7 protein-coding genes and 1 pseudogene are annotated in these 12139 nt (G+C 70.6%); 5 read left to right on the forward strand and 3 right to left on the reverse strand.

What is annotated here, in order from left to right:
- Positions 1-339: 339 nt before the first annotated feature.
- A complete protein-coding gene (locus BU198_RS14800) occupies positions 340-3282 on the reverse strand; it encodes a hypothetical protein (protein WP_188297312.1) in 2943 nt (980 codons plus the stop codon).
- 560 nt (positions 3283-3842) lie between these two features.
- On the opposite strand from BU198_RS14800, the gene BU198_RS14805 reads away from it, so the two are divergent.
- Positions 3843-4229: a hypothetical protein gene (locus BU198_RS14805; RefSeq protein WP_188297313.1), complete on the forward strand. Its 387-nt coding sequence runs from the start codon at positions 3843-3845 to the stop codon at positions 4227-4229.
- 129 nt (positions 4230-4358) lie between these two features.
- On the opposite strand, the gene BU198_RS42160 is transcribed toward BU198_RS14805, so the two are convergent.
- Positions 4359-6281, reverse strand: coding sequence for a DUF4157 domain-containing protein (locus BU198_RS42160; RefSeq protein WP_223244396.1), 1923 nt, complete (start codon positions 6279-6281; stop codon positions 4359-4361).
- 311 nt (positions 6282-6592) lie between these two features.
- On the opposite strand from BU198_RS42160, the gene BU198_RS14815 reads away from it, so the two are divergent.
- On the forward strand, positions 6593-7084 hold the full coding sequence (locus BU198_RS14815; protein WP_188297314.1) for a DUF2975 domain-containing protein: 492 nt from the start codon (positions 6593-6595) through the stop codon (positions 7082-7084).
- Positions 7084-7305: a helix-turn-helix domain-containing protein gene (locus BU198_RS14820; RefSeq protein WP_188297315.1), complete on the forward strand. Its 222-nt coding sequence runs from the start codon at positions 7084-7086 to the stop codon at positions 7303-7305. Before BU198_RS14815 ends, BU198_RS14820 begins: the two co-directional genes overlap by 1 nt.
- Before the next feature lie 346 nt (positions 7306-7651).
- Here BU198_RS14820 and BU198_RS14825 read toward each other — a convergent pair whose 3' ends face one another.
- Positions 7652-9823 (reverse strand): FG-GAP-like repeat-containing protein, encoded by a 2172-nt coding sequence (locus BU198_RS14825; RefSeq protein ID WP_188297316.1) that lies wholly within the window; start codon positions 9821-9823, stop codon positions 7652-7654.
- 268 nt (positions 9824-10091) lie between these two features.
- Here BU198_RS14825 and BU198_RS14830 point away from each other — a divergent pair, with 268 nt between their 5' ends.
- Complete coding sequence (locus BU198_RS14830; RefSeq protein ID WP_188297317.1) at positions 10092-10907, forward strand: MerR family transcriptional regulator; 816 nt, start codon at positions 10092-10094, stop codon at positions 10905-10907.
- Positions 10895-11922: pseudogene (locus BU198_RS14835) on the forward strand (BtrH N-terminal domain-containing protein). The gene BU198_RS14830 and the pseudogene BU198_RS14835 overlap by 13 nt, the downstream one beginning before the upstream one ends.
- Positions 11923-12139: the final 217 nt, after the last annotated feature.

Here is a 12139-nt window from a genome sequence, read left to right on the forward strand (position 1 = left end):
CGCACAGGCCTGCGGCGGGCGCGGGCCGGGCCGTTGCCGGCCCTTCCCCGGGCGTCCGGAGGACGCCCCTCCGGACGCGTCGCGCCCCGGCCGTCCCGCCCGCCGCCGCACCGGCACCGCCGGCCCCACGGCACCCTCACGTCCCGTCCGCGCCGTGGCCGGAAACGGCCGTTCCGGGTCCGCCGGGCGGAACCGTTCGTACCGGGGGCGGCGGTTTGGCGGGATCTCATCAGGGCGGTGTCCGGGGCATTGACCCGGGTCCCGCCCGGCGGTTGGCTCCTCCCCCCAGCCGACCGCCGAGGGGGCGGGCCGCCGGTCGTGTACGGGCTGCGCGAGGTGCTAGAGGCGGAACGGGTTCCCGCCCTGGCCGGCCAGCAGGTACCAGGCGGTGGCGCCGGTGTGGAGGGAGGCGTAGTAGATGTCGCCTTCTCCGGTGGCGAGTCCGTCGCTGGAGGCTGCCACGATGCCCTGCCCGTCGCCGTTGGGTGCCTCGGCCTGGATCCTGGCCAGGGTGTCCTGGAGGACGGCGGCCTTGTCCCGGTCGCCGGCCGCGCCGCGGGCGTGGTAGGCGGCGAGCAGGTGGGCGGTGCCCTCCAGCCAGACCTTGCCGGTGTCGGCCTTGGCGAAGCTCACCCCACGGTAGGGCCCGTCGGTGGCGGCGAGGTGCTCGGCTGCCCAGTCCACCGAGCGGGAGAAGGACGGGTCCAGGGTGGCGAGGTAGCTCCAGGTCTGGACGTCCTCGGGGACACTGTCCCGGTTCTGGGTGACGCCGTCGGTCCCGGTGCCGGTCCACAGCCGGCCGTCGTCGGCCTGCATGCCGCGCACGAACGCGAACGCGTTGTCCGAGCGGGACTTCCAGGTCTGGTCACCGGTGACCTGCGCGAGCATGGCGAAGAACGCGCCGACGTCGATGTTGTGTTCGGTCGCCTTCCACTCCCGGCGCACCATCGCGTCCCCCGTGCCGCCGGTGTCCACCCAGCCCCCGGTGTACCCGCCCAGGCCCCGGCTGTCGGCGGCGTTGGTCTGGATCCACTCCGCGGCCTTCAACGCGCCCTCGCGGAAGCGCTGTTCGCCGGTCTCCTTGTACAGGCGGGAGAACGCCATGCCGGCCCAGGCCATGTTGCCGGTGTAGACGGAGAACCCGCCCACGTAAGGGGTGCCGTCGGCGGTGACGAAGGGGTTGGGGAGGTAGGAGGCGCGGATGCGGCCGTCGGGCACCTTGTCGTGCGCCTGGGCGTAGAGCAGGCTGTCGCCCAGCCGGGTCGCCCTGGCGACGTCGCGGTTCTTGCGCTGGAGCAGTGCGGCGATCATGACGGAGTTGTCGTAGGTGAAGGACGACTGGTAGCCGTCCGGCCCGAACTCCGCGCCGGGGGCGAAGTGCCCGCCGGTGTAGCTCTGCGGCACGCCCAGCCCCGAGGCCGCGTACCGGTCGTGGGTCTTGGCCAGGAACGACGCCGCCGCGCCCAGCGACGCGTCGGGGGCACCCGGCACGTCCTCGGGCAGGGAGATGTCCCCGGTGGCCTCGACGTATTCGTCCGACAGCCCCGTTCCCTGCGGTATCAGGGTGAACCGCTGGCCGGGATCGTCCTGGTTGCACGGTTCCTGGGTGGCCACACCGCTCACCAGCATCTGGCCGGAGCCGAACCAGCGGAAGCCTTCCGAGACCTTGAGGCAGGCGTTCAAAGGCCCGTTCCTGATGATCACCGGGGACTTGTTGGGGTCGGCGCTGGGGATGTGCACGAAGTTGAAGCTGTGATCCCCGTTGCTGAACTTGAGCCTTCGGTGGTACGTCTCGTCGATCAGGGAGTGTGTGGTTCCCGAAGTGTCCAGGGCCAGTTGGAGGTTCCACACCGTGCCCGGCCGGCCTGGATCGGTGCCTATGGCCCGCCCTTGCGGGACGGAGCCCAGGACGGCGCCGTTCTCAGCCCTGACGGTCACCCTGTCGTAGAGCTCCTGGGGCACCTTGGTGGCGGGCAGCAGGTCCATGTCGCCGGGGCCGATGTCGCGGGTGCCCCAGGGCGTGCCGACCGTGATGGTGGCGCCCAGGGTCCTCAGTACCGTGTCCATGCGGACGAAGGTCATCGAGGTGGTGCACTGGGCCGTCAGGCTCGTCGTGCAGAGCTGGGAACCGCGGCTTCCTCCCGAGGAGACGATTCCCACGGCCGTCACGTACTGTCCGGGTGACCCGTTGTCGTTGGGGTCGGCGAGTACGACCGGCCCGCCGCTGTCACCCGTGATGCCCGCCCACGGATCCCGGTCCAGAAGGGTCGGAACCTTCTTGCTCTGCCAACCGCTGCTGTACGTCCCGCTCTTGTAGGTGATGACCCCGTCGCTGGTCTCCGAGGCCGGCACGGTCGCGGAGTAGCTGTCGAGGTAGCCGGTGACACGGATGTTGCAGGTCGTACCGGAGCGGGATCCGCCGTTGCAGACGTAGTTGCCGCTCTGCGGCAGTTTCGCACTGCTGACCCAGGTCTTCTGAGTGGTTCCCGGCTCTCCCTTGAGCCCCGGGCCGGTCCACATCTTCGGCTCGAACACAGTCCCGGGGAACGGCCTCACTGCCGCGATGTCGTAGGGCACACCGTAGGGGTCCGTGTAACGGGGGGTCACGCGCTCGCCGAACGCGGGCCCGTAGGGATCGCTGCTGGGCCGGCGGTCCTGCTTCCCGCCGGGGACGAAGCAGTGGTCGGCGGTGAACATGACCGGCGACGCGTTGATCTTTCCGGTGAATCCGGTGCTGCAGACCGGACGGATCATCTGCGCACCGGCGGCACTCGGGTCGTTCTCACGATCGGGATAGGCCCCGGGGTCGGCGAGCGCGATCGAGGACTGCCCGTCGGATGTCACGTGCACCGCCACACCCAGGTCGGCGACGGCTTCGCGCAGTCGCCGGGCGTCCGCATCAGTACCGATCACCGGCACGGACAGCGCACTGGCGTCCGTCTCACGCTTGACGTGCTCGAGCCCGATCCCCGCCTGCTGGGCCAGGTCCCTCACCCGCGCGGCGGCATCCGCCAGCTGGCCCTCGGTGTGGGCGGCCGGCTTGACCTCGACCGCGACCCGCCCGGTGGCGATGATCGCTCTGGCCTGAGGGGTCACGGGGCCGCGCCAGTAGACGGTCAAGTGCCGCTTGTCCGGCGAGGCGTCGACCCCTCCGACGCCCTGATCGGCACTCTGGCCCGGTGACTTCTGCAACGCGTAGGCGGTCTCGTTCATCCGGTCCTGGAGGTTCAGTACCTGATCCCAGGACATGAACGGAACGGGGCTGCCGAGTGAGTTCGTCACCGGTTCGACACCTGGTGCGGCTGCGACCCCGAGCATGGACGTGACGAGGGCGACACAGGCCAGGAAGAGCCGTGGTCTGCCATGCCGCGATGAATGGATGCGACGAGAGGACAAAGTTTTTTACTCCTACGGAATGGAACCGATTGTTCGGATGCCGATTCACCGTCTCGGACGGCCCGGAGAGCGCGGTGAGGGCGTCCTGACGGGCGTCGGGGTCCGACCGGTGGTCAAGTCGGTCGTTTTTCGAGGACTCGGTCGTGTCTGAGGTGTGGTCGGCGAGGTAGCGCCGCCCACGCCATCCGGCTCTACGGCCGGGGCGCCCGGGCGAGTTCAGTCGTCCGGCGAAACCGGAGCGGGCTTCGCAGGACCAGCGGGACGCCCTGCGGGCCGACCGCTCGAACACGGCGGTCCACGGCCCGCAGCCGTGACGGAGGCCCGGAAGCTCGACCAGGTCATCGCTAGGCTGTGCGTGATCGGCCGTGTTCGAATGGCCGTGACGGAACAATGCCGTGGAGCCCGCGTCCGACGCGGGCCCCACGGCCTGGGCGAGGGGGTGCGCGGTGTATCCGTTGGGGCTCGGTGTGGTGTCGTGGTGGTGGCTCGCGATCCTGGCGACGGCGGTGTTCTGGGCGGTCCTGGTGCCGGGAATGCCCACCCCCACGCACCGGATCAGCATGGCGCTGGCGCCGGCCGCGATGGCGGTCTTCGCCGTCGGCAGCCACTACGCGAAGCACATGGACACGGCCGCGGTGCTCGCCATGTACTCGTTCGCGGTGGTGTCCTTCCCGGTGGGAATGATCGGCCACCGCAGGAAGTTCGCGCAGCGCCTGACGGAGGCGCAGCGCAGGGGCGAGTCGGAGGAGAACACCTGGCCTCCCGCCATGACGGCGCAGGTCTTCGTGTCCCTTGCCGTCTTCGGAGCCGCGGCGATCTGGGCCACCCGGTAGGCGGTTCGGTCCGCGGTTTTCCCGGTCGGACCCCGTCGGGCAGCTTCGCGGTGTGCTCCGGGTGGGCGGCGCCGGCGTGGCGCGCGGCGGTCTTCTCGGTGATGCCGAACAGCCGCATCCCGCCCACCCTCACGGGTCGATCTCCATGTCGGACGGCCCGTCATGGCGGGACTGCGGCACAAGGGATTCCTCCATGGCCTCCCGGGCCTTCTTGCCGCGGTCCTTGGATTTCACTCCCTTGATGCATGTCGAATATTTCTCACCGCTCTCGATCCTTTCGAGTGCGGCGCCGATGAGCTCGCCCATCTCCTGGGCCACCACGGCTTTGTCCTTGCACCGGGAAGCCTCCTGTTCGGCCTCCTTCTTCTGGTCGCCCGTCAGGTTCGTACCGAGGATCCGCCAGTTCTTGGCCCTTTCCTGCCAGACCCTCTCCGTGGACTCCCATGCGTCCCTCTTGGCTCCCCAGGCGCCCTCCAGGCCCTCCGGGGATTTCTCTTCCTCGGCTTCCTTGATCAGCTCGTCCGCCACGCCGTGGTCGGTCCTCGCGGCCGCCTCGAGCGTGCGGATTCTTTCGTCAAGATGAAGATCGATCCCCTCGCGTCCGGCGATGACGGCGGTGATCGCCTTGTTCGAGAAGTTGTTGCCCTTTCTGCCGCGGGCATGGAAACTGGTCGTCTTGTTGCCGACGCCGTACATGTCGAATATTCCCTGGCGGCCGTCGCCGGGTTTCGCGTCGCGTTCACTGGCGGTCTGTTCGAGGGTGATGCGGTCACCGCCGTCCACGGCCACCACCGCCGCCACGTGGAACGGCCATCCGGAGGCGTTGCCCGGATTCCCCTCCTCGTCCAGTGAAGTCTCCACGGTGACGAACGCCTGGCCGACTTCCGGGCTCTCCTGGTGGTTCGGGCCCTGCCCCGTCCCTTCTCGCCGGCCGGCGTACTTCTTCGCCGCGCCGATGTTCTCCTCGTTCCCCTCGCCGAACAGCAGGTCCTCGCCGGAGTCGCCGGTGATGCCGCGGAACTTGCTGACGACCGGCGCCTCGGCCGCCTCCTGTTCGGTTTCCGAATACTTCAGGGACCTCCCGTGCATGACCTCTTCGGCGGTGTGGGCGCAGTCCGCCAGGAAGAGCCCGTCCGGCACGTATTCAAGGTACTGGCTTCCGTCGTAACTTAGGGACGGGGCGTTGCTACGACGGCAGCCTTTCGGGATTTCCGTGGCATCCTCCCTGACCCATATCACATTGGACCAGTTGTCCCCTTCCATGCCGAGCAGGACGTATTTTCCGCTTTCGGATATGCGGGCTTTCGAGAAGTCACCGATCTCCGCGTCCACGGTCGCATAGCGCTGCACGGCCGTCGTCCCGGCCCCGGCCGGGGAGGGCGAGGCTCGGTAGGACGTTCCCGCGACCTCGGGGGCGAGGGAGGGCCCGGCCATGACCCGGCGCGCGTTCGCCTCGGCTTCGCGTTCGAAGCGGTCGGAGGGGTCGGACACCCTCAGACCGGAACCGTTGTCGGTGCCGGCGACCGGGCCCCGGCGCTGCTGGATGACGTGGGTGAGTTCGTGGGCCAGGGTGTGCGTGTCGCCTCCGCCCTCGCCGATCACCACATGGCTGCCGGAGGTGTAGGCGCGGGCGCCGACTTCGGTGGCGGAGCGCCGGGCGACGGGGCCGTCGTGGATGCGGACGTCGGTGAAGTCGGCGCCGAAGCGGTTCTCCATGTCGGTGCGGGTGGTGTCGTCGAGGGGGCGGCCCGCGGAGCGCAGGACGTCCGCCACGGCCGAACGCTGCACCGCGGCCCCGGGGCCGGCGCCGGTCCGCTGGTGGGTGGGGTGGCCGCAGCCGGCGTCGTGTTCGTGGCGTTGCACGGCCGGCGGGACGTGCCCGGTGCGGCGGAGCATCCGCACGACCGCGGCGTTGCCGGCACTGCGCTGCAGGGCGAGCAGCCCGCTGGGGAGCGACGCGGGGGCCTGTTCGCGGGGGGCGTTGTCGGTCCTGCGGCCGACCGGTGGTGCGGGGGTGCGCGCGTCCTGGTGGTCGGGGTCGTGTGCTCGCATGACGGACTCCTTCATCCGAACGCGTGTGGGCGACCCACTTCTAGCGCGCCGCCCGGCCGGACGGTAGGGCCGAGAGGGCAGAGGGGAGGGCAGCCCGTTCGTCCCGCGCACCCGGTCCGCCGGCCTGCACGCGGGTCGCGGCCGGGTGGTGGCCGATGCGGTGGGCCGACGGCTCCTCCGGCGCGGCGGCAGTGCCCGTCGAGGCGTACGTGCCGCCCGGGTGCGAAGCCGCCTCCGGTCCTCTGATGACTCTTTGCTCTATCTATCGATTTTCGATAGATTCCCATCGCAACTCGATGGGAGGATGGGTTTTGGGAAAGCTGACAGTGCGTGCGCTGCGCGCCGTGCTCGTGGTGGTGCTCACCGGCAGTGTGCTCGTACAGGTCTTGATGGTGTGGGCGCTGGTCAGCGGGAAGGACCAGGAGGACGGTTCGCTCCCGCTGACCGCGCTGCGCGTGATCACGATCCTGGGCATCGGCACGGCCCAGGTCGCCATGGGCTGCGTCTGGCGGCTGGTGACGATGGTGCGACACGGAACCGTGTTCTCCCACGCCTCCTTCCGCTACGTGGACGGCATCATCGGGGCCATCGTCGCGGCCGCGCTCACCTGGTTCGCGGTGACCGCCGTGAACGCACCCGGCCAGCGGGACGACCCGGGCGTCACCGGCATCATGGCCGGGATCGGCGTGGCCATCCTGGGCGTCGCGCTCATCGTGCTCGTGCTGCGCAAGCTGCTCGCCCAGGCCGTCGCCCGCGACGTCGAAGCGGCCCGGATGCAGGCCGAGTTGGACGAGGTGATCTGATGGCGATCGCCGTCGACATCGACGTGATGCTGGCCAGGCGGAAGATGTCCGTCGGCGAACTCGCGGACCGCGTGGGGATCACGCCCGCCAACCTGGCGGTACTCAAGAACGGCCGTGCCAAGGCGGTGCGCTTCGCGACGCTCGCCGCGCTCTGCGAGGTGCTGGAGTGCCAGCCAGGCGACCTGCTGCGCTGGGAAGCCGAGGACACCGCAGGCGAATGAACCACACCGCCGGCACGTCATCCTCGGCCCCCTGACCTTGACCGAGTCCGCGGCGGCCGGACGGACGGTGAACCGGTAGGTCGAGCGAAGTGCGGGCGGGACCCCGGGCGGCGGTGCCCGGGGTCCCACTCCGTCCTCGCCCTCGTCCTCGCCTGGGCCTGGGCCCGGGCCTGGGCCTGGACGAGCCCACCGTCTCCCGGCGGCGGGTCAGCGCTGTTCAGTCGTCTGCTGACCGGTGATCTTGTGGCGCGGGAACGCCCTCGGTGTTCGCCGGGTCGGCGGGCGCAGGATGCTCTTCGCTCGGCACCCTGCGCTCGGCACCGTGTGCTCGGGCCGGCTCAGCGGGTCACCAGCCGTTGCCTATCTCGCGGCCGGCGCTGACCTGGCCGGTGCCGCCGGTTCCGGGGTAGACGTACAGGTTGCCGTTGCCGTTGTTACGGGCGACGACATCGGGCTTCCCGTCACCCGTGTAGTCCGCGACACCCACGAACGTGAAGTTCTGCCAGCCACCGCCGATCTCCGCGGCAGCGCTCACCTGGCCGGTGCCCCCGGTACCGGGATACACATACAGACTGCCGTTGCCATTGTTACGAGTGACGACATCGGGCTTCCCGTCACCCGTGTAGTCCGCGACACCCACGAACGTGAAGTTCTGCCAGCCACCGCCGATCTCCGCGGCAGCGCTCACCTGGCCGGTACCCCCAGTACCGGGATACACATACAGACTGCCGTTGCCATTGTTACGAGTGACGACATCAGGTTTGCCGTCGCCGGTGTAGTCCGCGACACCGGCGAACGTGAAGTTCTGCCAGCCGCCACCGATCTCGACGCCTCCGGCCAGGTAGCCCGTCCCGCCGGTTCCGGGGTAGACGTACAGACTGCCGTTGCCGTTGTTGCGGGCGATGACATCGGGTTTGCCGTCGCCGGTGTAGTCCGCGACACCGGCGAACGTGAAGTTCTGCCAGCCGATACCGATCTCGACGCGTGCCCGGCTGCTGTATCCGTCTCCGGCACCGGGGAAGAGGTAGAGGCTGCCGCTCGCGTCGTCCCGGGCGATGGTGTCGGAGTATCCGTCGCCGTCGTAGTCGGCGGTTCCCGCGAAGGTCCATCCGGTGCCGGGAACATAGGCAGGTGCCGGGGTGAGGACGTTGCCGCGGACGTAGGCGCCCACGGAGTTGCCTGCCGTCACTCCGGCGTCGGCGTCCCAGCGGTAGTGCACGCCGAGGTAGAGACGGCTCAGGGCGTCCTCTCGGGCCGCGGCGGTGAAGGTGGTGAAGGTGCGGGTGTCCCCCACCGCTTGGGGGTCGTCGGTGGTGGCGGTGAAGGTGACCTGGTCGCCGAAGAGGCCGCGCATCACCCCGGCCCAGGCCGCGGCGAAGGTGGCGTGTCCGGAGATGTAGGCGGGGAAGGGCGGGCTGAAGTGCTGGCCCGCCCGGTTGACGGACAGCGGCTGCCAGGCCGGGTCCGGGGTGATGGCCGGGCTGGTGCCCGGGTCCGCGAGCCGGATCGCGCTCTGCGGGCGCCACAGGTCGATGCTGCTCGCGTACTTGGAGTCCCAGGCGACGATCGAGGCGTCGACCAGGGCCACCGCGACCAGCGCGAACAGCCTGGCGTTCTCCGTCTGGGTCAGCCCCTTCTGCTGGGCGACCGTCCGGGTGATGTCGAACAGCTGCCCGGGCGGCTTGTAGGTACCGTCGACGTCATTGGCCCAGAAGAACGCCTGCTTGGTCTGATCGGCGGTGCGGGTGGTGGAAGTCGCCGAGCCCAGGGACTTCACCTCGTTGACCTGCGTGGCGTAGGCGGGGTCGGCCAGCAGCGCCGCGTACGAGGTGGCCTGCGCGGGAGTCCGGGGGCGGAACTGTGCGCCGGAGGTCATGGCGAACGGAGCGAGCCGGCCCCAGTTGGGGTCGGTCGGGGCCGACTGCCCCGGGTCCGTGGGCCGCCAGGCGCCGGGCACGTCGTCCAGGGTGTAGGACGGGTCCCAGGCGGGTGTGGTGCCGGGCCGGCTCTCGACCGCGACCCGGGCCACCTCGCTTCCGACGGCGGCTCCCTGGTTGCGGGCCGTCTCGGTGACGGAGGCCGGGATGGTGGCCCGTGCCGCGGTGAGGGCCTGGCGGAAGTCGGCGGCGAAGTCGTGGCCGGGGTTGAAGCCGGGGAAGAGCCCGGTCAGGGTGTCGTGCGCGGCCTGGTCGATCGCCGCCTCGACCGAGGCGGTACCGGGCGCCGGCACCACGGTCAGATACGGACGGAACCGGCGGTCGGCGGCGGGCAGGACGGAGTCCACCGCGTCCCAGATCGCCGTGTGCATCACGGCCCCCGCGTGCGCCAGCGGCCCGGGACCGGTGTTGCGGGTCTGCCGGTACGCGTCGAGCAGGACCTTGTTCCAGAAGACGACGTGATCGATGGGCCCGGACGCGGCCACCGCCTCCCCCGGCGGTACCAGTACGGCGGACCCCGCGACGGTCAGCACCGCGACTGCCAGCATGCCGATCCGGTGGCGCATTCGAACGAGTCTCATTTTCCCCCCTGGCGTAGAGATGTCAGTCGCGCCGGAGCATGCGCCAGGGTTCGGCCGGGGATGCCCGCCGGCCGAACCCGACTTCCGTGGCGCCCGCCTGACGGGGCGCAGCCACAGGCCGGACGCATGATTCGAACGCGTGCATGACAGGCAGGCTAGTGGGGTCGGCGGCCCGGACGGAAGACGCTCCCCCGCCGGCCGGCACGGGCCCCGACGCCGCCGGTTCGGCACTGGACTCTCCCACGGTGGGAGAGTCCACCATGGTGGCGTGCAAGACGGACTTCTCACCATCGGGCGCTTCGCTCGCCTGTGCCGCCTCAGCGTGAAGCAGCTACGGCACTACGACGACACGGGGCTGCTGGCTCCCATCCGCGTGGACGCGCGCTCCGGCTACCGCTACTACGCACCCGGCCAGGCGCGTGATGCCCTGACCATTGCCCTGCTGCGCGAGATGGACCTCCCCCTGGCCGTGATCGCCCGGGCACTGGCTGCCGGGCCTGAGCGCAGGGCGGGGATCCTGCGCGCCGAGCGGGACCGGCTGGCCGAACGGATCGGCAGGGACCAGGCCCGGCTGGAGATCCTGGAGCGGCTGGCGGAGGGCGGCCTGCCCGGCTACGAGGTGAGGCTGGGCAGGGAGCCGGAGCGACGGCTGGCGGTGGTGCGAGCGGTCTGCGCCCCCGCGGAGATCGGTACCGGGGTCGGGGAATGCGCGGGTCGGCTGCTGTCCGTGCTCGGCGGGGCGGGCATCGCCTGGGAGCCGCCGCTGTGGGGGCTGTACCCGCTGGACCTGGCAGAGCGGATGGAGATCGCCGTCGGAGCGCGGACGGCGCAGGGGGAAGGCCTGCCCGGCCTGGAGTTCGAGGTGCTGCCCGGCGGGCCCGTCGCCGAGACCGTGCACACCGGGCCCTATGCGCAACTTCCCCTGGCCTACAACGCGCTCTTCGCCGCCGTCCACGAGCACGGACTGCGCCCACGAGCCCCCGTACGCGAGGCGTACCTCGTCGGACCGGCGGAAGCACCGCAGGAAGAACTGATGACCCGACTGATCATCCCCGTCCAGGAGAACCCGGCATGGCCACGGTGACAGACGCCACGGTGACGGACATCGACGCCCGCGGCACGCAGCACTGCGAGACGTCGGCCCTGGGGTGCTGCTGCGGCACCAAGGAATCGACCTGTCCGAGCCCATGCTGTTCAGCCTCGGCTCCGGCCTGTCCTTCATCTACTGGGACGGCAGGAACATGGGCTTCCCCTTCCTCGGGGGACGGGTCAAGCCCTTCGACCTGACCGTCCACCTGGCCACCGGGCTCGGGCTGGAACTCCTGGTCCAGGAGACCGCCTCCCCGCGCAGGGCATGGGACGACGTGGCGGCCCCCATCGCCGCCGGCCACCCCGTCGGGCTCCAACTCGACAGCTACCACCTGGACTACTTCGGCTCGAAGATCCACTTCGGGGGCCATGTCGTCGCCATGTACGGCTACGACGACCGCACGGCCTACCTGGTGGACACCGACCGGCAGGGCGGAGCGGTCTCCACCAGCCTGGCCGGCCTCGCCCGGGCCAGGGCCGCGCGAGGCCCGATGACCGCCCGGCACCGGTCCTTCACCCTCACCGCACCGGAAGACCTGCCCGCCCCGCACGGACGCATCGTCCCCGCCATCACCGCCTGCGCGGACGCCTTCCTCGACCCGCCCATCGCCAACCTCGGCCACCGCGGCATCGAGAAGGCCGGCAAGCTGGTCCGCACATGGCTCCAGCGCACCGACGACCCGCAGCGGGACCTGCCGCAGGCAGCCCTGTTGATGGAGAAGGCCGGCACCGGCGGCGCCCTGTTCCGCAACCTCTACCGCGACTTCCTCGCCGAATGCACCGACCTGCTCGACAGCGGCCACCTGCGCACCGGCCACACGCTGTACGCCGAGGCGGCCACCCTGTGGACGGAGGTGGCAGCGCTGATCACGAAGGCGGGCGAATCGGGCGATGCACGGTGCCTCGTCCAGGCGGGCTCGGTCCTCGGCGATCTCTCACGTGTGGAGCGCGAGGCCATGCGAGCGCTGAGCCTCCTGGGGAACGCGACCCCGAGCATGGTCCGGCCCTGACGGTCTCCGAGGTCGGCCCCGCGGACCCGGCCCGGCGGCCGCGCCTTGCCGTCCATGCCGACCGGCCTCCCGGCCGCCGTCGGCATCGCGGGCGTTTCGGGTCCTGCGTCACCGCCGAGGACGGCAGCACCTGATGGTCCGGGCCCCTCGCCACACGCCGCCTTTGCCGGTCGCCAGGATCCGGGCCGGTTCGGGCGGAAGAGAACCGTTCGGGGGG

The sequence above is a fragment of the Streptomyces sp. CBMA156 genome (genome assembly GCF_014596515.1).
Classification (GTDB): Bacteria; Actinomycetota; Actinomycetes; order Streptomycetales; family Streptomycetaceae; genus Kitasatospora.